The organism is Leptolyngbya sp. FACHB-671, assembly GCF_014695745.1.
Classification (GTDB): Bacteria; Cyanobacteriota; Cyanobacteriia; order Elainellales; family Elainellaceae; genus JAAUTN01.
In genome coordinates this window covers 1-19,513 of sequence record NZ_JACJOV010000080.1, presented here as the reverse complement: position 1 = coordinate 19,513, position 19,513 = coordinate 1, and the positions used below count along the sequence as shown (strand labels likewise).

Annotated in this window: 18 protein-coding genes; 9 read left to right on the top strand and 9 right to left on the bottom strand. The window is 49.7% G+C overall.

Annotated elements, in window-relative coordinates; all coding sequences use genetic code 11:
* Window positions 1-30 precede the first annotated feature (30 nt).
* Window positions 31-2,697 (top strand): PAS domain-containing hybrid sensor histidine kinase/response regulator, encoded by a 2,667-nt coding sequence (locus H6F93_RS09935; protein WP_190680302.1) that lies wholly within the window; start codon window positions 31-33, stop codon window positions 2,695-2,697.
* Between the two features lie 44 nt (window positions 2,698-2,741).
* Here the strand turns inward: H6F93_RS09935 and H6F93_RS09930 are convergent, their stop codons facing one another.
* The gene (locus tag H6F93_RS09930; protein WP_190680299.1) at window positions 2,742-3,599 is read right to left on the bottom strand and encodes a carbohydrate ABC transporter permease; all 858 of its coding nucleotides are present in this window, start codon (window positions 3,597-3,599) and stop codon (window positions 2,742-2,744) included.
* Window positions 3,600-3,812: 213 nt separating this feature from the next.
* Here H6F93_RS09930 and H6F93_RS09925 point away from each other — a divergent pair, with 213 nt between their 5' ends.
* Complete coding sequence (locus H6F93_RS09925) at window positions 3,813-4,508, top strand: aldehyde oxygenase (deformylating) (RefSeq protein ID WP_190643591.1); 696 nt, start codon at window positions 3,813-3,815, stop codon at window positions 4,506-4,508.
* Between the two features lie 85 nt (window positions 4,509-4,593).
* Here the strand turns inward: H6F93_RS09925 and H6F93_RS09920 are convergent, their stop codons facing one another.
* Window positions 4,594-5,373 (bottom strand): ABC transporter permease, encoded by a 780-nt coding sequence (locus H6F93_RS09920; protein WP_190643592.1) that lies wholly within the window; start codon window positions 5,371-5,373, stop codon window positions 4,594-4,596.
* Window positions 5,374-5,700: 327 nt separating this feature from the next.
* Between H6F93_RS09920 and H6F93_RS09915 the strand changes: the two genes are divergently transcribed.
* On the top strand, window positions 5,701-6,840 hold the full coding sequence (locus H6F93_RS09915; protein ID WP_524537923.1) for a DegT/DnrJ/EryC1/StrS family aminotransferase: 1,140 nt from the start codon (window positions 5,701-5,703) through the stop codon (window positions 6,838-6,840).
* Between the two features lie 164 nt (window positions 6,841-7,004).
* Here the strand turns inward: H6F93_RS09915 and H6F93_RS09910 are convergent, their stop codons facing one another.
* The 3 genes from H6F93_RS09910 to H6F93_RS09900 all read right to left on the bottom strand — a co-directional run bounded on the left by H6F93_RS09910 (window position 7,005) and on the right by H6F93_RS09900 (window position 11,070).
* Window positions 7,005-8,630 (bottom strand): hypothetical protein, encoded by a 1,626-nt coding sequence (locus H6F93_RS09910; RefSeq protein ID WP_190680297.1) that lies wholly within the window; start codon window positions 8,628-8,630, stop codon window positions 7,005-7,007.
* A 247-nt stretch (window positions 8,631-8,877) separates the two neighbouring features.
* Window positions 8,878-9,168 (bottom strand): hypothetical protein, encoded by a 291-nt coding sequence (locus tag H6F93_RS09905; RefSeq protein ID WP_190643594.1) that lies wholly within the window; start codon window positions 9,166-9,168, stop codon window positions 8,878-8,880.
* A gap of 42 nt (window positions 9,169-9,210) precedes the next feature.
* Entirely contained in the window at window positions 9,211-11,070 is a 1,860-nt protein-coding gene (locus tag H6F93_RS09900) for an EamA family transporter (protein ID WP_190680295.1), read from the bottom strand.
* Between the two features lie 409 nt (window positions 11,071-11,479).
* Between H6F93_RS09900 and H6F93_RS09895 the strand changes: the two genes are divergently transcribed.
* Window positions 11,480-11,719 (top strand): hypothetical protein, encoded by a 240-nt coding sequence (locus H6F93_RS09895; RefSeq protein WP_199313608.1) that lies wholly within the window; start codon window positions 11,480-11,482, stop codon window positions 11,717-11,719.
* A 99-nt stretch (window positions 11,720-11,818) separates the two neighbouring features.
* Here the strand turns inward: H6F93_RS09895 and H6F93_RS09890 are convergent, their stop codons facing one another.
* Genes H6F93_RS09890 through H6F93_RS09875 form a run of 4 tightly spaced genes read right to left on the bottom strand, consistent with a single transcriptional unit; the run spans window position 11,819 to window position 16,166 of the window.
* Window positions 11,819-12,613, bottom strand: a complete 795-nt coding sequence (locus H6F93_RS09890; RefSeq protein ID WP_190680293.1) for an ATP-binding cassette domain-containing protein — start codon at window positions 12,611-12,613, stop codon at window positions 11,819-11,821.
* Window positions 12,613-13,782 (bottom strand): ABC transporter permease DevC, encoded by a 1,170-nt coding sequence (gene devC / locus H6F93_RS09885; RefSeq protein ID WP_190680292.1) that lies wholly within the window; start codon window positions 13,780-13,782, stop codon window positions 12,613-12,615. Before devC (H6F93_RS09885) ends, H6F93_RS09890 begins: the two co-directional genes overlap by 1 nt.
* Window positions 13,779-14,924 carry an ABC transporter permease DevC gene (gene devC / locus H6F93_RS09880; RefSeq protein WP_190680291.1) on the bottom strand — a complete coding sequence of 382 codons (1,146 nt, stop codon included), beginning with the start codon at window positions 14,922-14,924 and terminating at the stop codon, window positions 13,779-13,781. The genes devC (H6F93_RS09885) and devC (H6F93_RS09880) overlap by 4 nt, the downstream gene beginning before the upstream one ends.
* 12 nt (window positions 14,925-14,936) lie before the next feature.
* The gene (locus H6F93_RS09875; RefSeq protein ID WP_190643600.1) at window positions 14,937-16,166 is read right to left on the bottom strand and encodes an HlyD family efflux transporter periplasmic adaptor subunit; all 1,230 of its coding nucleotides are present in this window, start codon (window positions 16,164-16,166) and stop codon (window positions 14,937-14,939) included.
* Between the two features lie 401 nt (window positions 16,167-16,567).
* Here H6F93_RS09875 and H6F93_RS09870 point away from each other — a divergent pair, with 401 nt between their 5' ends.
* From H6F93_RS09870 to H6F93_RS09850, 5 genes are all read left to right on the top strand, one after another.
* Window positions 16,568-17,191: a TetR/AcrR family transcriptional regulator gene (locus H6F93_RS09870; protein ID WP_190680290.1), complete on the top strand. Its 624-nt coding sequence runs from the start codon at window positions 16,568-16,570 to the stop codon at window positions 17,189-17,191.
* An 80-nt stretch (window positions 17,192-17,271) separates the two neighbouring features.
* Entirely contained in the window at window positions 17,272-18,015 is a 744-nt protein-coding gene (locus tag H6F93_RS09865; RefSeq protein WP_190680289.1) for a Uma2 family endonuclease, read from the top strand.
* A gap of 102 nt (window positions 18,016-18,117) precedes the next feature.
* Window positions 18,118-18,498: a DUF2834 domain-containing protein gene (locus H6F93_RS09860; RefSeq protein WP_190680288.1), complete on the top strand. Its 381-nt coding sequence runs from the start codon at window positions 18,118-18,120 to the stop codon at window positions 18,496-18,498.
* 296 nt (window positions 18,499-18,794) lie between these two features.
* A complete protein-coding gene (locus H6F93_RS09855; protein ID WP_190643603.1) occupies window positions 18,795-19,157 on the top strand; it encodes a VOC family protein in 363 nt (120 codons plus the stop codon).
* Window positions 19,154-19,423, top strand: coding sequence for a hypothetical protein (locus H6F93_RS09850; protein WP_190680287.1), 270 nt, complete (start codon window positions 19,154-19,156; stop codon window positions 19,421-19,423). Before H6F93_RS09855 ends, H6F93_RS09850 begins: the two co-directional genes overlap by 4 nt.
* The last annotated feature ends 90 nt before the right edge of the window (window positions 19,424-19,513 follow it).

The following is a 19,513-nucleotide window of genomic DNA, read 5'->3' as shown; positions in this document are numbered from 1 at the left end:
TGGCGTTGCTTAATCCAGGTATGAATTTTAGTGGAAGTGCCGTGCGGCATTCCCACTAAAATTCATGCTTCAAATCAGCAGTACTCACAAAATCAACATATTTGCTGGCGCAATCCACTCTACACCGATGCTTTTGGGTCAGTTTGTGGAACCCTAAGCAGTGAGGTAGTCAGCATGAATGGTATGAGTGAAATTCAGCGGACTGAGCAAGCATGGCAACAGCCAGAGGCAAAAACTCAAGAAGAGGGGCGCTACCCCAACACCCTTCATGAAACAGCATTGCGTCAGGAAGCCAGATTTCGATCGCTCATTGCGAATATTCCAGGGGCTGTCTTTCGCTGTTTGCAGAATCCAACCTGGAAGACAGAATTCATCAGCGATGTAATCGAGGAAATTTCTGGCTATCCGGCTTCTGATTTTGTCGATGATCGGGTGCGATCGTTTGCCAGCATTGAACACACCGAAGACACGCCTCGCATTAGTCAACTGGTGCAGCAGAGCTTGCAGCAACGACAGCCCTACGAAGTGGAATACCGCATCATTCGACCAGACGGTAGCATTCGTTGGGTTTATGAAAAGGGGCGGGGAGCCTGGGATGAAGCGGGCAACCTGATGTGGTTAGACGGAATTATCTTTGACATCACTCAGCGAAAACAGGCAGAAGCAGAACTGATCCTGAAAAATGCAGCGCTAGAACAGGCACGATGGGAAGCCGAAACCGCAAACCGGGCAAAGAGTGATTTCCTTGCCACGATGAGCCATGAGATCCGTACACCCATGAATGCGGTGATCGGCATGACTGAACTGCTGCTGGATACCAACCCAACCCCTCAGCAACAAGATTTTATCGCCACCATTCGCAACAGTGGTGAAGCGCTATTGGGCATTATTAATGACATTCTCGATTTCTCTAAAATTGAGTCCGCTAAGCTCGACCTGGAGGAAAATCCGTTTGATTTGAGGACTTGCGTTGAGAGCGCGCTAAATCTGCTGGCCCCTAAAGCGAACGAAAAAGGGCTGGAGCTAGCCTACCTGATTGACCCACAGGTGCCTGAAGTAATCGTGAGCGACGTGACGCGACTGCGTCAAATTCTGGTGAACCTATTGGGCAATGCCGTCAAGTTTACGGAAAAGGGAGAGGTGACAGTCTCGGTGGTTGCTCGTCCGCTACCTAACACGTCCTCGTCAGACAGCGATCCATCTCTGACAACCTATGCTCTCCGTTTTGCAGTCAAGGATACGGGCATTGGTATTCCTTCAGATCGGTTGCCTCGCCTGTTTAAGCCCTTCAGCCAAGTTGACTCTTCGATTAGCCGCACGCATGGGGGAACGGGCTTAGGGTTGACGATCAGTCAGCGCTTGAGCGAGATGATGGGCGGCAGAATTTGGGTAGATAGTGTGTTGGGCAGCGGTTCTACATTCTATTGCGCGGTTCGAGTCAAGGCGATCGCCCCCAACCCGGCTCAGTCACCCTCCCCTACGCCTCTCGCTCAAAAGCGGTTGCTAATTGTAGAAGACAATTCAACCAACCGGCAAAACCTGACCCTTCAGGCAAGAGCTTGGGGCATGAGTGTTTGTGCAGTTGCGTCAGGGTTAGAGGCTCTGGCTTTGCTCAATCAGGGAAGGCAGTTTGACGTGGCAATTTTAGACAGCCAGTTGCCAGAGATCGATGGCTGGGCTCTTGCGGGTGTGATGCAACAGCAGCTTCAGAATCAGTTGCCGCTGCTGTTGATGACGACAAGCAAGCCAATGGAGGGATGGGAAACAACGGTCGAGTGTGCCGCTACGCTGAACAAACCGATTCAACAGGCTCAGCTTTATCAAGCGTTAGTCAACGTTTTCACTGCAACAGATGAGTCGACTCAGATCGACAAAGCGGTTCTATTAGAGCCGATTCAGCGATCGCCCCAACACTCACTCCGAGTCCTGGTGGCGGAGGACAATCTGGTCAACCAAAAAGTGATTTTGCATTTGCTAAAGCGGTTGGGATATCAAGCAGATATTGCCAACAACGGACTCGAAGTCTTAGATGCGCTATCTCGGCAACTCTACGATCTGGTGTTGATGGATGTGCAGATGCCAGAGATGGATGGGCTAATGACCACAGAGCAAATTCGCCAGCGCTGGTCAGCTGCGCAGCAACCTTACATCATTGCGATTACGGCTAATGCCATGCAGGGCGATCGCGAAGCTTGTTTGACCGCAGGTATGAATGATTACATCAGTAAACCTATTCGGAATGAGCAGCTAGTTCAGGCTTTGCAGCAGTGCCATCTCTATTTTGAGGCGATCGCCCCAATTTCCCTTGCCGCTGAGCAATCCACCCAGCTTCCGACTTCGCTTAAGCTGTCTACAACAATTGATGAACCTGCTCTAGAAGCCTTGTGTAGCGAAGCAGGCGATCCAGACTTACTAGTAGAGCTAGTGAATTGCTATTTGATAGAAGCTCCTAAACTGTTGGAGAAGATCCAGAAGGCGATCGCCCAAAAAGATGCGATCGTGCTCCGTCATGCGAGTCACACGCTCAAGTCTAGTAGTGCAACCCTGGGTGCAATTCGGCTGCCCAAGCTGTGTGCAGAATTAGAGAAACTTGCTCGTCAGGGTACCACAGAAAACACAGAAGCTCAGCTTGTACAGCTTATCTCTGAGTACAGAAGAGTCTCAATTGCGCTCCAGCTCATGACTAGAGAGGATTGATGTTCAGCTTCTATATGAAGCTGAACATCAACACAGTACAAGCCCTAATTCTTAATTCCCGTTGCGGCAATGCCACGAATGAACTGACGCTGACCAACTAAGAACAGCACCACAACTGGAACCGTCGCAATCACCACTGCCGCCATCAACAGCGCCCATTCATTAGTGAACTGCTCCTGAAATTCTGCCAGCGCTAACTGCACGGTTCGCAGTTCAGGTCGGGTCGTAAACACGAGTGGCTTAAACAAATCATTCCACTCGCCGATAAAGGTAAACAAAAATAGCGTCACCAGTGCTGGACGAGCCAGCGGCAAAATCACCCGCCAAAGAATTTGCAGCCGATTTGCCCCATCTAGCGCTGCCGCTTCCTCTAGCTCTACCGGAATGGTTTGAAAATATTGCCGTAGTAAAAAAATGCCAAACCCATTTGCCGCAGTCGGCAAAATCAGCGCTCCATAGGTGTTGATTAAATTGCCCCAGCGCAGCACCAAAAAAATTGGCACGACTAAAATCTGGAACGGCAGCACCAGCGTTGCTAGCACAATCAGCAAAACTGCCCGTCGTCCCCAAAATTGGAGCCGCGCCAGCGCGTAACCTGCCAGAGCTGATGTGAAAATCTGAAAGGCGGTCACTGCCAATGCCACCAGCGTAGAGTTTGCAAACGCCAGTAAGAAATTGCCGCGTCTCCAGGCTTCCTGGTAATTTGCCCAAGTCCACTCGCTCTGAGTTAAATTTACGCCTGCAACGCTGCCCGGTGGCGTTAGCGAGGTGAGGAACACAATCAGCAGCGGAGCCAGTACCACTCCTGCCCCAACGAGCAGCAGCAGAGGGTTTAGCCAGGATAGCCAATCATTCAGACTAGTCAGACTAGGTTGAGCTTCCTTTGGGGTTGAATCTAGCATGGGTGATAGAATTGGGCACTGATAACAAGCATCCCCTAAAATTCTGTCCAAAGATGGAATGTTCCTATTCTTGGGAGCGATCGCTTGTAAATTCCTATTTGAAAACAGTAGGGTGTAGATTAGAAGTTACCAAGTCGTGTGTGCCCTCACGACTTGATTGAGGTCGATAAATTATGATCGACTCATCCACAGCAGCGAGGAGATGACCGACTTATGCAGCAGCTTGAAGTCAGCCCAGAACTTGATTTTCGTAGCGAAACCTATAAAGACGCATACAGCCGAATTAATGCGATTGTAATTGAAGGCGAGGAAGAAGCCTACGCCAACTACCAGCGGCTTGCTGAAATGCTGCCTGAGCTAAAAGATCAGCTTTTAAGCTTGGCAAAGATGGAAAACCGCCACAAAAAAGGCTTTCAGGCTTGCGGTCGCAATTTAGCCGTAACTGCTGATATGGAGTTTGGGCAGCAGTTCTTTGCTGAATTGCATGGCAACTTCCAGAAGGCAGCAGCGGCAGGGCGAGTTGTCACCTGCCTGTTGATTCAGTCCTTGATTATTGAGTGCTTTGCAATTTCGGCTTACAACATCTACATTCCGGTTGCAGATGACTTTGCCCGCAAAATCACTGAAGGTGTGGTGAAGGATGAATATCTGCACCTCAACTTCGGAGAAGAGTGGCTTAAGGCAAATTTTGAAACTGCTAGAGCTGAACTGGAAGAAGCGAATCGGCAAAATCTGCCTCTAGTTTGGCGAATGCTGAGCCAGGTTGAAGACGACGCTCATGTACTCGGCATGGAGAAAGAAGCGTTAGTCGAAGACTTCATGATCAGTTATGGCGAAGCCCTAAGCAATATTGGCTTTACGACCCGCGACATCATGAGAATGTCTGCTTATGGTTTGGCAGCAGCTTAGATTGAATTGACTTTCGTTAATCATATTCTTGTGAAGAAGCAGTGCAAATTTGATTTGTACTGCTTCTTTTTTCATCCTGCCTCCGTTAATGCAGCACGAGTTGAGCCGCTTGGTTGAAAAACTGTCGGTATATTCCTTGAATGGTTAGTAGCGTTGTGATCAGGGTAGCGATCGCCAGCATAAACATAATCAAGATCTGGTAAAGCGCTGCATCAAAAGGACTAACTCCGCTCAAAATCTGTCCGGTAATGATGCCAGGTAGCGTCACCACGCCGACAACCATCATGGAGTTAATCGTAGGAATTAAGCCTGCTTTGATTGCATCTCGACGATAGTGGGCGATCGCCTGCGAGGGTTTTGCACCCAAACTCAGATGCGTTTCGATTTCAAGCTGGCTGTTGTTGAGCGTGCTGACAAACCGTTCTCCGGCAACAGCCGCCGCATTCATTGCGTTGCCCAAAAGAATTCCCGCTAGGGGAATCACGTACTGCGGTTCGTACCAAGTTTCAGGGCGAATCACGACCAGGTTAGTGTAAGCCAGGGTTAGCGCTGCCCCAACGAAAATTGAGCCGCCCACCATTGGCAGCAGATTGGGCACCTTTTTGCTGATGCGGTTACGGGCAACGACAGCAGCAATCGTCAGCATCACCAGCACCACTGCCAGCACCGACCAGGGATCGCGCAGTTCAAAGACAAAAGAGAGAACGTAACCCACCGCTAGAAGCTGAACCACCGTGCGGAAAGTGGCGATCGCCAAACTGCCTTCCAAACCCAGCTTTTGCCATGCTGACAGACCAATTGCGACCGCCATCATTCCTAACGCCCAGCTGAGTTGAACCAAATCCAGTTGAATGAGTGAATTCACAGTTAAAGCTCTATAAAGTGACGGCGCACAACTAGCAAGGCTTTGGTAGGAGCAAACTCCGTTCACCCCTACAAGGGTTCAACCTTGCTTGAGAACTCTCCAATACCTGGGAGTCGGATACGTGGGAGGCATTGCCCACCGACCTCTCTTCATCTTCTAGGTCGATTTTCACCTGAAACAACGACAGGGCTTCATCAATCTTAGGAGTTGAGGGAAGATGATATTCAAGTCTTTTCTAAATAGACTTAGATTTTGTCTAATTTCTGGCTGTAGGGGCAGCTAAACCTCGCCTCTACGTAAAATTCTTGGATTTTCTGGTGTAAGCGAGTGACCCACATTCCCCCTTTTGATTTAACGCAGCAGTACAAAATGCTTCAAGCTGAAGCCAGTACAGCGGTTTCGGACGTGCTGGCTTCTGGGCAGTACATCAATGGCCCGGCGGTCAAAGAATTTGAGCAGCAGTTTGCCAGTTACATTGGTGCTGCGGATTGCATAGCCTGCAATTCTGGTACAGATGCGCTTTACCTGGCGCTGCGATCGCTCGACATTGGCGCGGGCGATGAAGTCATTACTACGACGTTCACATTCATCGCAACGGCTGAAATGATCAGCGCAGCCGGAGCAAAATCGGTTTTCGTCGATATTGATCCATACACATTCAACCTGGATTTAGATCAGGTTGAGGCAGCAATCACCGATCGCACCAAAGCGATTATGCCAGTTCACTTGTTTGGTCAGCCTGTAGACATGACTCGGCTCATGGCGATCGCCCAGTCCCACAATCTTTTTGTGATTGAAGACTGTGCCCAGTCCACCGGAACCGAATGGCAAGGCGTGAAGACTGGCAGCATCGGGCATATTGGCTGTTTTAGCTTTTACCCCACCAAAAATCTAGGAGCCTGTGGCGATGGTGGAGCCGTGACAACCAATGATGCAGCGATCGCTCAGAAAATTCGTGTCCTGCGCGATCACGGACAGCGGCAGCGCTATGTCTCCGAGGAGATTGGCGTAAACAGCCGTCTGGATGCGGTGCAAGCAGCCATATTGCTGCTGAAGCTACGTTATTTAGACGAATGGAATGAAAAGCGACGGGCGATCGCCAACCGCTACACCGAACTGCTTAAACACCTGCCAGGAATTATTACGCCCCAACCGCTCGCAGGTGGGCAGCATGTTTGGAATCAGTACACGATCCGGCTAACCCAAGATTCAGCTACTAGTTCAGAGTTGCTTTATCGAGATCAGGTGCGTCAAAAGCTTCAGCAGCAGGGCATTGGCTCGATGATTTACTATCCTGTACCGCTGCATCTGCAACCCGTTTTTGCCAGGTTAAACGACCAGACTGGAAAATTTCCGATTGTAGAGCAGGTGGCGCAGCAAGTTCTCTCGCTGCCCATGTTCCCAGAGCTTTCCAGCGAGCAGCAGGATCAGGTTGTCTACGCACTCAAAGACTGCCTGGTTGATTAACGCCTGCTCCAAAACTGACCAGGTCAAGGTCCTCAACTTCTTAGAAGACTTCCTGCATGAATCCTGTTTTAAAAGCATGAATCGTTGCGCGGCTCCGCCGCGCAACGATTCATGCAGGAAGTTATAAGAACTTGCAGATCTCGGCAGTCCTCAACGGATCAGAATCAACCCTTAATTACACCTCTAGCAACCAAAGCACCGACTGTCTCCAAACGGAAGCCCCAGCCCTTGGGCATGGTTTGATCGCCATCCCGTTGACCCAAATCAACGTAGATGCGAGGGGGCACGAAGTAGGCGCGATCGCCTGCTCCCACCAACATCTCATCCGCTTTAGCCAACAGCCCGTTGATTTGCTGGTCAAATTCCTCACGGTTAGAGGCTGGCTGGGACAGAGTTTGCACCACGATGTCAAGAAACTGGCGTACTGCAACCAACTCAGGCGCGCTGGGCGGCAGGTTTTCCAACCCAAGCTGCTGAATGATGGCTGGCTCCATTGATTTGAACAATTTTGCCCGTGCTTCGGACAGCTTCCGGTCGTTGTTGACCTCTTCGGGCTTGAGCAATACGCGGAAAGCACGGCGAATCAGTTGCGACACTTTGAAAGGCGGCACGGGAATCGTGTCTGGCTTAACGTTTTGCCCATTTGCTGCCAGCAATTCATCCAGAGGCAGCAGATCTTCTGGCACAACGGGCATTTGAATGTGGAACTTCTTGAATTCTGGGTTGCCCGTTTGACGACTTAGAACAGTTGACTGTCCTCTATTGTGCTGATCGCGCAGTTCTAAGATCTTGGCTGCTTTTGCTTCGTCTCCATTCAACAATTTTGCCAGACCGCGTTTGTTGAAAGGATAGACCGGCGTGTTCAGGTTGACAAATATGAACTCAGCGCAATAGGTCAGATTGGCAGGATTTTTGAAGAAGGCGATCGCCCCTGGATCTCCCAACGCTGCCAGCAGACTATTCTTTAAAATTTCAGTCAGTGCTGCCCGATTAGAAACACGAGTCGGGTCACCGCCATTGTAATTGCTAGGAAACTGGGTAAAGGGATTTAACAGCCCCATCCAGCAAACGATCGAATCCGTGTAACCGCGTGCCTGTTTGGGTGTGACAAATTCAGGAAACACTAGCCGCTGAGCCACCGCAACATAGCCATCGCTGCCGTATAGCCCACCGTGATAGCTGTCCGGCTCATTGTACGTCGCGTAGGACTTGGTCAAGTTGCCGCTTGAGTCTTTGCGCTGAGCAGGTACCACTGCACCAGAGTGGTGTCCCTCATTCTTGATGAACGCTTCGGTAAAAATGTCTTGGGCTAAGGGCTGACGCAAATCTAGCGGCACACCATACCGTTCTTTATGCCACTGGTAGGTGCAGATGTACAGCCCATCTCGATCTAAGAACTTGGCAATATCTTCATGCCCGGAGACGGTTTGTCCATTGGCATTTTGTACTTGTAAATCATCTGTAATGCCGATGAATCCAGGCACTTTAATCGTTTCAGAGTTGACGGTTGTTTGATCATCCAAGATGACCTGCTTGGTGAACAGCCGCTTCAAATCATCGACGGGTTTTCCAGCCCAATCGCCAACCAGTTGGTTAAACTTCTGTAGGTCAATCTCTGCTGCAGATCGTAACGGCACTGAAGCAGTGGTGTGGGGGGCAGCCACTTCCGAATCGGGCGATGCTGGCACTGAGGGGTTATCAGCAGATGAACCAGTCTGGGGCGGTGGGGCAGGAGTCCCAGGTGTGATAGGCGGTTCAAAAGCAGACAACTTATCATTGAATGAAGTCATGGGTGTTCCTCTAACAGTAAGAACGTTCGGACTGAGGATGATTGACATTTGCGGTAGTTTGCACCAATCCCATCAGCCGCATCTATTTGATCTAACAGAGGCTACGACTTCGCGCTGTAATTCTCCGGATTTGTTTGCTAAATTTAGCACTTCAACTCGGTGGAATTCGGGATGACACTGACGCCCCCTTCGATTATTGGAAATCTGCAAGGCGATCGCAGCACAACTTTACAGAAGCGGTCGAGCACTAGGCATCCTTGTCTAGTCCATCTTCCCCAACACTTTCAATTTGAGGGGTCTCTTCTTCATTCTCATCTTCTTCGTTCTCACTTTCCTGATCCGCTTGCTGCTCTGCTTCACCTATCTCATCTGCTTCGGTAACATCCTCAAGCTCTTCGTCTTCGTCTTGAAAGAACCGTTCACTCAGCTTTGTAGAAATTTGAGCAACCAGAATACCGCTACCGATAATGAAGCCCCAAAACATGAGCGTATCGGCTGTAGGTAAAGGGGCTGAATTAAAGTCAGGAGAAAAATTCATTGAGGTGCGAATGAGGTCAGGTTTCGCCTAATTTGCAGCAATCTAGCCTTTGACAGGTCTTACAGATTTGGCTTGAGCCGTAGACATTCTCTCAAAACTCAGTGCAATCACCCCAAAGGTCACCACGATAATTCCTAGCCATTGCACGACTTGAAGTTGGGTGAAGGGTCCAGGGGTAAGCAGAAAAGCCAGAAGCGCAGTCAGCACTGGACCTGTTGAGGCAATAATCGAAGTGCGGGCTGCTCCCAAAAACCTCACCCCAAAGTTGTTTGAAAGATAGCCAACCAGAGTTAAAACACCCAGAAAAATGCCGCCAATGGCAAAGCCCAACGGTTGGTCGATGCTCACTTGGGCAGACCAGCGATCGGGCAACGGTAGAGCGGGCAGAAAAATCAGACTGACGGCTGCTAGAAAGCCAATGGTCAAAAATTGGGCCAGGCTGACAGGCACAGGATGCAGCTTTCTAAAGCAAATCTGCATGGAAATCAGGTAGCAGGCGAAGGCAATCCCTGACCCAACAGCGATCGCCACTCCTGCTCCAGACACGCTACTGGTTTGAGTAATTCGGGGTAGCGCAGCCAGAACAATGCCGATAGAGATGACCAGCATCACGACCCACCGCAACAGGGTAGGGCGATCGCCAAAGAACAACCAGGCTAGCGGCACCGTGATCAGCGGATACATGAATAGGATTGTCACGGCAACACCAGGACCAATTTCGGCGATCGCAATATAGATCAGCACTTGCGACAAAAACAAACAGCCACCACTGCCAATCACCGTCATCAGCAAGCGGCGATCGTTAGAGGTTAGAAAATTCTTAATGTCCTGCCACACAGACGGATAGAGCCTCTGCGCCATCCAGATCATCAGCGGCACAACGATCATCATCCGCAACAGCAAAATCAGCAGTGCATTGCCCAAGCCTAGCTTTAGAAATCCGCCAAGCTCAAAGCTTCCCAGAACGCTAGTTGGATTGCCGATTACACCAACGACAACATTGTGGAGGGAAAGGGCGATCGTCGAGAGCAAAATCAACGCCAGCCCAATTTGAAACTGAGACAGACCCATCGGACTCGTCAGACGCATCGGGGCAACCGCCGGATCAGGTGCAGTTGATGGCGCAACTGGCAAAACTGACGGTGGGCGCTGCCGAGGGGACTGCATGACTTCATGGGAGGAGCGCAAATTGGCACGAGGATACCCCGCTGCACTATTCCCATTTCCTTGAGTCCCATTTCCTTGAGCAAGTTGCTCACCGGAAGGGGGTCTATGGTCTCCGTTTGTTCCCGCTCCTCCAGTCGGCGGTTGAAATTCTCCCGTTTGTTCCCTGACAATTTCTGCCTGAAGCTGCTGACTGAGCCGACTGACCAGCGCTTCTAAAATTGCTTCTCCCTGCTGCTCCAGATTGTGCATCCGGCTAATTTGCTGGGATAGAGAGCTTTGATAGCTCGTCAGGTCTTGCCGCAATGAGGTCAGGGTACGGTTTAGCGTTGCGTCTAGAGAAGCCAACAGCCGATAAGCATTTTCATGATGACTATTGGCGGCTGGAGCGGCAGGCAAATTTGTCCCAACGCGCTGGGGTAAGTTGGTTTGCTCCATTCGCTGCACCAGTGCCCCCTGGAGGTGTTGGGCTAGTGCTTGCGCCAGTTGCTTGGCCCAAAGCTGCTGTTGAGCACGCTGCTGCTGCGATAGGGCCACTTGCTGTTGAGATTGCAAGTTGTCGATGTCGCCCTGGAGCCGCGCTTTTTCAGCCTGAAGCCGCTGCACGTCCTGATGCAATTGAGAAACTAACTCCTGCTGAAGCTGACGCAAATCTTGTGTCACCGTGTTCAGGATGTCCTGCGCTGCATTCGGATCAGCCGCGCCAGAATTTTCGGGTAGATTGTCCAGCCGCCCCATCAGTTGCAACCTCTAGCGTATTGACCAAAAACCGCGTTGGGTAAATCTTACAAACCCTGCTATCGCTTTGCCCAGCTATTTTGCCACTTTGCTAAAACCTTTTACACCCATTTTCTTCAAGGTTTCAAAATATGAAGCTTTATATAGAAGCGGGAGCAATTGCTCGATGCAATTCTTGTCTGTAATGGTTTTCATACCAGATTTGAAGTGATGATATCTCTGATTTGTGAATTCTGCTCGTCCAAATTCTAGTTATGGGATTTAGTTAATAGTTTTAAACAGCTACGATCCGCAATCTATCAGCTTTTGCAGCAACTCCTAAAGGATTTTAGCCGATTTAGTCCCTTGTACCTGGAGGTTTGAAAAATTGACGGTTCCTCAAGATCATTTCCATCAGCTGGAGGAAATTATGCAGCGGCACGCAGCGGCACTGGAGGCAGAAGTGCGATCGCTTCAGTCCACTGATCGCACGTCCGACTGGTCACCGACTTTAAAGCAGGCTTACAACTGGCACTTTGCTCAATGTTTTGCTCGCCAAAAAATCTTTCGCAACTGGGCTGCTGATGCCGCCGCTTGGGGACTGCTGCCAGAACGCACCTACCCAAACCGAGGAAATCGTCAAGTTGATCTCACCAATCTGGATGCGTAAGCAACACGGTAGGGGTGGGTTTAGCAGACAAAACCTGAATGAAGCGGAGATTAAACGCCAAAACCCACCCCTACGGCAGCCTATTCCTCTTGCCCATCCTCAAAGCATGAACATGCGAGGATCAAGGTTCTTAGGATCATGGGTACTGACGAACTCAGTCATGCTGGTATCTGACTCAAGCCGACCGTCTACCAGGTTGATGATGCGATCAGCGACATCGAGAATGCGGTTGTCGTGCGTCACCATAAGAATGGTGCATTTCTGTTCGCGGGCTAGCTGTTGCATCAGGTTGACGACATCGCGCCCAGACTGTTTATCAAGGGCGGCGGTTGGTTCATCTGCGAGAATGAGTTGGGGTTGGTTGACTAGGGCACGGGCGATCGCCACCCGCTGTTTTTGCCCACCAGAGAGAGAATTGGGTTTGTAGTCCACTCGTTGCCCTAAACCAAGCTGTTCCAAAACGGCGATCGCCTGTGTTCGTTTGGAGCCACTACCCGTCAGCTCAACGGCCATTTCGACATTCTGGCAGGCGGTGAGTGATTCAAACAGATTGTGTGCCTGAAAGATAAAGCCGATGCCACGCCGCACCCCTACCAGTTGGCTATTGTTCATGCCAACGAGTTCGCGTCCCATGACTTTGAGGCTCCCTTCGTGTAGCGTCCGCAGTGCCCCAATTAGACTCAAGAAAGTTGTTTTACCAGAACCGGAAGGTCCGGTAATGATTGCGATTTGCCCACGCGGAAAATCGAGGCTGATGTCAAACAAAGCCTGTTTGCGAAGTTCCCCCTGACCAAAGTAGTAGTTGAGATGACGGATTTGTACCGCTAGATCAGAATTATCGGCGATCGCAACACTTCCCTTCTGCGTGACTGGTTTTGCGCCATTGGCTTCCATTATCCAAACACCTCCGCTGGGTCAGTAGCTTGAACCTTGCGAACGGCGATCGCCCCTGAGATCAAGCACATGATAAATGTCGCCACCAGGGTTGAAAGAGCGCGATCGGTCGTCATTTGCATCAACAGTCCGGTTGCATCGGCAGTCGCGTTGTAGAGCAACACACTAATGCAAAAGCCTGGAATAAAGCCCAGAATCGAGAGAATTGTAGCTTCCTGCAAAACTACACCGAGTAAAAAGAAGTTTCGGTAGCCCATTGCTTTGAGCGTGGCGTATTCTGCCCAATGGTCAGATACGTCAGTGTAGAGAATCTGGTAGACCAGAATAATTCCAACGATAAATGCCATTGTAGTTAGGAGGCTAAACACAAAGCCAATGTTGGTGTTTTCTTGCCAATAAGTGAGTTCTTGCTGTACAAACCCTTCTTGGGTAATCACTTTTACATCTTTGGGCAAGTTCTCACTGAGGATTGCTGCAATTCTCTCGGGGTCTGCATTTTCGGCAATTTTGACCAGCCCAACATCTACCGTACTGAGATCACGTTCCTCATCTTCTGGGTCAACCTGAGCAAAATATCGGAGATAGTTTTGGTCACTCATGATCAGGTTGCCGTTGCCGGAAGCAAAGTCCGTTCCCAGACTGTAGTTGCCGACTACCCGTACATGGCGATCGCCCAACTCCGTTTCAACACCTGCGGTAATTGGACCTAACTCTGGACGGGACTTCAAATCAATTAATACCGTTTCAGGCGCTTGGAGTTTGGCAAGTTGTGTCTGCACTTCGGGTAAGCGCAACACCGGATCTTGTGGGTTGAAGGCTAAAACTCGAACCGGGCGGGTAGCTTTCGTCTCCGCGTTCTTCCAGTTTGCCGTATTGATATAGAGCGGGTAAGCATCCTCAACCCCTTCAAAAGCTCGTGCTTGATAGAGCCGCCTACGGGCAAACGGCTCTGGTACAAACATGTTGTACTTTTGCGTGTTGGTAATAATGATATCTGCATTCAAAAGCTGTAAAAGCTGTACCTGACTGTCATATAGGGCATTTTTAAAGCCGTTGAACATAAACATGAGTAACACCGCAAAGGCTACTCCACCTAGAGAAGTGAGTAATCGACGGCGATCGTGAGTCAGGTTTAGCCAGGCTAGCGGAGTACGCTTTAAAAGACTCATGAGAACACCTCCGCTGGGTCAGCCGTAATCACTTTACGCACAGAAATCAATCCTGAAACCGCACACATCGTCACCGTCAGGAGTAACACAAACACCAGTCGTCCAAGGTTCATTGCCATTGGCAAACCCCCATTCGTGGCGTTAGTGGTGAGTTCATACAGCCCCAAAGAAAGAATCAAACCGGGAACATAGCCCATCACTGCCAAGATGACCGCTTCTTGCAACACCACTTGAAATAAGTAACGGCTGCGGTAGCCCATTGCCTTGAGGGTGGCATATTCAGGCATGTGTTCAGAGATGTCGGTGTAAAGGATCTGATAAACGATCACCGTGCCGACAATGAAGGAAACCACTACCCCCATGCTAAAGATGAATCCAGTGGAAGTGGTGCCAATCCAAAAGTCGCGATCGCGCCCAATAATTTCCTCTTGAGTCAACACTTCCACATCCTGCGGCAGCATTCCCCGCAAAGTCTTAGCAACAGCTTCTATATTCGTTCCAGGCTGAAGCTTAATCAAACCGATATCAATTCGGTTTAAGGTACGGGGCGTAAAGAGTCGCAAGAAGTTTTGGTCGCCCACAATCAGCGTGCCATCAGAGGCAAAACCGCCTCCCAGAGTAAACTGTCCGCCAATCTCTACGCGCCTGCGGTCGGATTCTGTTTCCAGTCCGATCGTTTGCGGTCCAAATTCTGGCCGCGAAAGCTGGTCAATCAGAACAGTATTGGGACGCTGAAGGGCAGCGATCGCCTCTGGAGTCTGCAACTCTGGTAGGCGAAACACCGGATCGCGAGGATTGATGCCGTAGACAAACATGGCACGACTCAGCCGCGTTTCAGGGTTGCGCCACTGCTGGTAGCCCACATACACCGGCATCACTTGATCAACCCCTTCCACACCCGCTACCTGATACAGCCGCTCGATGGGGAAGGGTTCTGTGGTGCTAATCTCTAGCGTTTGGGGCGAGCGCAGAAAAATTTCTGCATTCATCTGGTTATAAATTTGGGTTGCCGTGAGTGAGAGTGCCCCCAAAAAGCCCAGATTCATAAAAATCAGCAGTACCGCAAAGGCGACTCCAGCGATCGCCACCAGCAGACGAGTCCTTTCATGCAGCAGGTTTAACCAGGCGAGAGGCGTTCTCATGGGTAGTGCAAGTTACTCTTCTGTGGGAGAGGGGGTTGGGGTTACAGGGGCAACGGATGGGGCTGAGTTGCCATTGGATGCATCCACATCAATTCGCACGTCAACTTGCAAGTTCGTGAGTCGGGCAACGGGTTCACTCTGATCGAGGCGAATCTTCACCTCAACCACACGAGCATCAGCATTGGCAGCGGGGTCATCATCCAGCACATCATTTTTGAAAATTTGAGTGCCAATTCGCTCAACAGTGCCCGTTAGGGTTTCGTCAAAGGCTCCGTTGCGGCTGGTGATCGTTGCCTTTTGCCCCAGCTCTACCAAACCCACATCAGTTTCATACACCTCAGCAACCACATACATTTGGCGAGTATCGCCCATCTCTAAAATGCCTGTCTCAGCGATCGCTTCCCCGGTCTGGGTAATGATCTGCAAAACTTCTCCGTCACTGGGAGCGCGAATAATTGTGCGATCAAGGCTAGCATTTGCCAGTTCCAGGTTACGCGCGGCTGAATCTACTTCAATTTGAGCTTGCGATCGCGTCGATTCGGCTTGAGTAGACTGCACCTGTGCCCGCGCATTTTCTAAATCGCGAGTGCGAGCTGTTTCCAGACGTACTAGGCTAGCTCTGGCGTTGTTCAGTTCTTCTTGCGATCGCCGAACTTCGGTAAATTGCTGGTCTAACTCCTGCTGAGAAATTGCTCCCTCTGCTCGTAAGCTTCGAGATCGTTCCAGATCAGTTTCTGCCAGGTCTAGCTCTGCTTCTAGCTGGCGCACTGTTGCTTGCTGCGCCTCAATTTCTAGTGATTGCGGGCGGTCAATTTGCCCTAAACGGGTGCGGGCTTCTTCGACCTGAGCAGTGCCATATTGAGCTTCGGTAGCTAGACGGGTCTGAGCTTCAGCAAGCTGACTGGCGGCGTAGTTACGCTCTGCCAGCCGTTCTTCATGGCTCTCTAGGTAAGCCAAAATCTCACCCTGACGCACGTAGTCGCCTTCTGCCACCAGCAACTCACTGATGCGATCGCCCTGCGGTCCGCTGACGTTAACGACTTCTCCTTCTGGCTCTAACCGCCCCAAGGCTGCCACTGTCACTTGACGAGGAGCAGGAGCCGTTTCCTCAATCGCGGCTTGCTGGGCAGACTGCTGAAACATCCTGACGGCAAGAAAACCTGTTCCTAGCAAAACTAATGCAGCAATTCCTAACCATAGCCCCCGTCCCTGCCAGGGGCGCTGAGCATTACTTGCACTCATAAATTTATAGATTTTTCCAATCTAATTGCTACGTCAATTAAGGCTTACGTTCTTTGAGGCTAGATGGAGTGACGTATGACGGTGTACAACCTTTGAGCGATTTGCTCTTTGTGAAGGAAATATTGAGAGTCTCTTGCCTGGGAGGACGAGATTCCTAACTTCAGGCGAGTATACTGCACGGTATAGTGTAATTCTTTCCTTCCATTAGACTACACCGTGCAGTCTGGCTCTGTCTATAAAACTTTGTAGATTAGCTGTGTAAATTAATCTTCCTGCACTGGTTTTCTTGGAAGAGTTGTTGCACTGCAAAGCAACTAACAATTGCCGCTGCCAGAATGACTGGCGATCGCTCCTTCTGATGCCCCAAGCCCTCAAGATTTTTACAAATCGCCTTCAAAATCATGCTGAGCAATCAATCAACCAACGAAACCGAGACTAGTTGCAAACCCGAGCAGATTTTGCAAGGTGCTTTTCAGGTGTTTCTCCAGCACGGCTACGCCGGAACCAGCATGGATCGGGTCGCCGCTCAGGCAGGCGTTTCCAAACACACCATCTACAATCACTTCCAGGGAAAAGAAGGACTGTTTATTGCCTTAATCGAGCGGTTAGTGCTGCGTCATTTTCAGGTGGAATTTGGCTGCGGTTTGCCTGAGACTGCACCACCCGAAAAAGTTTTGCGGCGATTTGCCGAAATCCTCCTGGCCCGTATGGATGACCCGGAATACATTGCCTTTGTGCGGCTGATGATCGCAGAATCAGGGCGCTTTCCTGACCTGGCTCAACTCTACGTACGAGAAGTGATTCAGCATGGTACAGAAGTTTTGAGCGCCTATTTCAAGTCAAGTCCTGAACTAGACGTACCTGACCCAGCGATGACCTGTCAGGTTTTCTTCGGCTCTCTCATTTCCTTTATCCTCAGTCAGGAAGTCCTGCACGGCAAACTGATCATACCCGCCTCTAAAGAACGGCTGATTCATTACCTAGTCGGTTTGGTGCTTGACTACCACAAACAGACACAGACGTAATTACTTCAAGGGAACAGGCTAAGGCGCATTCTACAGAAGCATCATAGAATAAAGCCATCGTTGCGCTTAACGCAGTTCTCATGGCCGTCATTCCATTCCCCTCGGTTCAGAAGATTTCGCGGGCGATCGCTCCTCCTACAATCACCTGGGAAAAGCCACCGAAGGACTATAAATTTGAAGAAAAACCCGTGGACAATAGCGGACAACCCCTTCTAGCAGCAGCTTTGCGCGAGAGCCTTGAAATTAAGGGTTTCATTCAACCTCAAATGCTGATTGCCTCCAACTTTGGACTCTGCGCCACAGTCAATGGTGAACTCGTAGTTAAAGCACCTGACTGGCTCTATGTGCCTGCCGTCAATGCTCCTAACGCGACCCTAACACGACGCAGCTACACACCTCATTTGGAGGGAGATCTCCCCATCCTGGTGATTGAATTTCTCTCTGACGAGGATGGCGCTGAATACTCCATCAAACGTACCTTTCCTCCTGGTAAATGGTTCTTCTATGAACAAATTTTGAAAATTCCCACTTACACAATCTTTGAACCTGAAAGTGGGTTATTGGAATTGTATCGCCTGAATTCTGGACGCTATGAATTAGAGATGCCTAATCCTGAAGGGCAACACTGGATTGCTGAAATGGAACTGTTTTTAGGAACCTGGTACGGAGACAAAGCAGACCGAAGAGGCTATTGGTTGCGTTGGTGGGATGCAAAGGGACATCTCTTGCCTTGGGCTATTGAACAGATAGAACAAGAACGGCAACGGGCAAATAGATTAGCTGAATACTTGCGATCACAAGGCATCAACCCTGATCAGGTGTAAAGCGGTATCTTTGATAAATAGTGTGACTTATTACCTCGCAGGTAATTGCTTCTATTATCTTCTGTTGGCACGATTGAAGCATCCCAATTGAGGTAAGTCACGATGCTGAAATCAACAGAGGTTCCGGTAAAACGTTCATCCAGCCCTTTGAAACCGATCTATTTACTCTTCACAATTGTGGGTTCGATCTGTCCCTGGTTTTGGCTGTTGCAAGACCTAGATGCACTCCTGTCTCCTACCTTATTTCTACAGGCGACCTTTGCAAACAACATTACGACTGCCTTGGCCGATGATTTGGTTATTTCGGCGATCGCCTTCTTTTGCTTTACCTGGGTAGAGTTAAAACGATTGAATGTTGCCCGCCTCTGGCTCATCCTGTATGTCGGACTGACCTTTGGAGTAGGGCTCTCTTGTTCTCTACCCTTCTTTCTATACCGCCGAGAGCAAATTCTGGAGCAAAACGCTTTCGGGCAGGAGATCTAGTGTCAAGTGCATAGCGTAGGGGTGGCTCGCGAACCGCCCCTACGCTATGACTTACTCATCTAAAAAGGGCTGTAAGTTTTAATGGCTCAGCATTAATCCTTTGCAACTCAGCTTCAAACTTATGTGAGTCAGGTTTAGACGGGCATAAGTTTTATTTAAGACATTAGGACGGAACTTCAAGTCTATTAATTAAAGTAGCAAGCGACCGCGACTGAGTGGTACAAATGAATTAGTTTCATCTAGCACAAGACAACCCGAGTTCACCTGAAAGCTGAATCAACAGTGAGGCAAAGCGAATGCTTTTAGGATTACGAACGGTCATTTATCACGTTGCTGATCTCGACAAAGCCAAAGATTGGTACGTTCAGATCCTGGGCTATCAACCCTACTTTGATCAGCCGTTTTATGTTGGCTTTAACGTAGGTGGCTATGAGTTAGGACTCAATCCTGACTTATCAAACAGCACTCCAGGCGGCAGCAATTTTGCTTATTGGGGTGTGGAAGATATTCACGGCACACACAGTCGTCTAATAGAACTTGGAGCAAAACCACATACCGATATCCAAGATGTCGGTGATGAAATCTTAGTGGCTACTGTCACTGACCCCTGGGGCAACATTTTTGGAATTATTCAAAACCCACATTTCCAAGTCTCATGAACCCTGAAACTAACCAATTCACCATCAGTTCTACCTATGTTGTGCTTGGGGAAGATGGTGCTACGATTCCAATTGCTGTGAGCGATCGCTTCTTCACAGATTTAGAGAACCAATTTGGTGACTTCAAGGGAAAGCGACTGGTTTCACACTTTACCTTTGACCGTGACTGGGATACTTGGGAAATGCATCCTGCGGGTGAGGAGTTTGTGTGTCTACTTTCAGGTCAAGTCGATCTAATTTTGACAGGACTTACGCAGATGTACTAAATGTGGTGGTCAGCTTAGCCCAATTTCATAGCAAGAGTGGGTGATTTGAGTTGCCCAATCAAATAGTGGGATAACAGTCTGCTCTTGAGT

Bases quoted from the DNA above. Each gene is read 5' to 3' on its own strand.
- H6F93_RS09890 (WP_190680293.1), bottom strand. From the start codon at position 12,613: ATGGAAGCCAATGGCGCAAAACCAGTCACGCAGAAGGGAAGTGTTGCG.
- devC (WP_190680292.1), bottom strand. From the start codon at position 13,782: ATGAGTCTTTTAAAGCGTACTCCGCTAGCCTGGCTAAACCTGACTCAC.
- H6F93_RS09930 (WP_190680299.1), bottom strand. From the start codon at position 3,599: ATGCTAGATTCAACCCCAAAGGAAGCTCAACCTAGTCTGACTAGTCTG.
- H6F93_RS09855 (WP_190643603.1), top strand. From the start codon at position 18,795: ATGCTTTTAGGATTACGAACGGTCATTTATCACGTTGCTGATCTCGAC.
- H6F93_RS09875 (WP_190643600.1), bottom strand. From the start codon at position 16,166: ATGAGTGCAAGTAATGCTCAGCGCCCCTGGCAGGGACGGGGGCTATGG.
- H6F93_RS09900 (WP_190680295.1), bottom strand. From the start codon at position 11,070: ATGGGGCGGCTGGACAATCTACCCGAAAATTCTGGCGCGGCTGATCCG.
- devC (WP_190680291.1), bottom strand. From the start codon at position 14,924: ATGAGAACGCCTCTCGCCTGGTTAAACCTGCTGCATGAAAGGACTCGT.
- H6F93_RS09860 (WP_190680288.1), top strand. From the start codon at position 18,118: ATGCTGAAATCAACAGAGGTTCCGGTAAAACGTTCATCCAGCCCTTTG.
- H6F93_RS09905 (WP_190643594.1), bottom strand. From the start codon at position 9,168: ATGAATTTTTCTCCTGACTTTAATTCAGCCCCTTTACCTACAGCCGAT.
- H6F93_RS09865 (WP_190680289.1), top strand. From the start codon at position 17,272: ATGGCCGTCATTCCATTCCCCTCGGTTCAGAAGATTTCGCGGGCGATC.
- H6F93_RS09870 (WP_190680290.1), top strand. From the start codon at position 16,568: ATGCTGAGCAATCAATCAACCAACGAAACCGAGACTAGTTGCAAACCC.
- H6F93_RS09850 (WP_190680287.1), top strand. From the start codon at position 19,154: ATGAACCCTGAAACTAACCAATTCACCATCAGTTCTACCTATGTTGTG.
- H6F93_RS09895 (WP_199313608.1), top strand. From the start codon at position 11,480: ATGCAGCGGCACGCAGCGGCACTGGAGGCAGAAGTGCGATCGCTTCAG.
- H6F93_RS09925 (WP_190643591.1), top strand. From the start codon at position 3,813: ATGCAGCAGCTTGAAGTCAGCCCAGAACTTGATTTTCGTAGCGAAACC.
- H6F93_RS09910 (WP_190680297.1), bottom strand. From the start codon at position 8,630: ATGACTTCATTCAATGATAAGTTGTCTGCTTTTGAACCGCCTATCACA.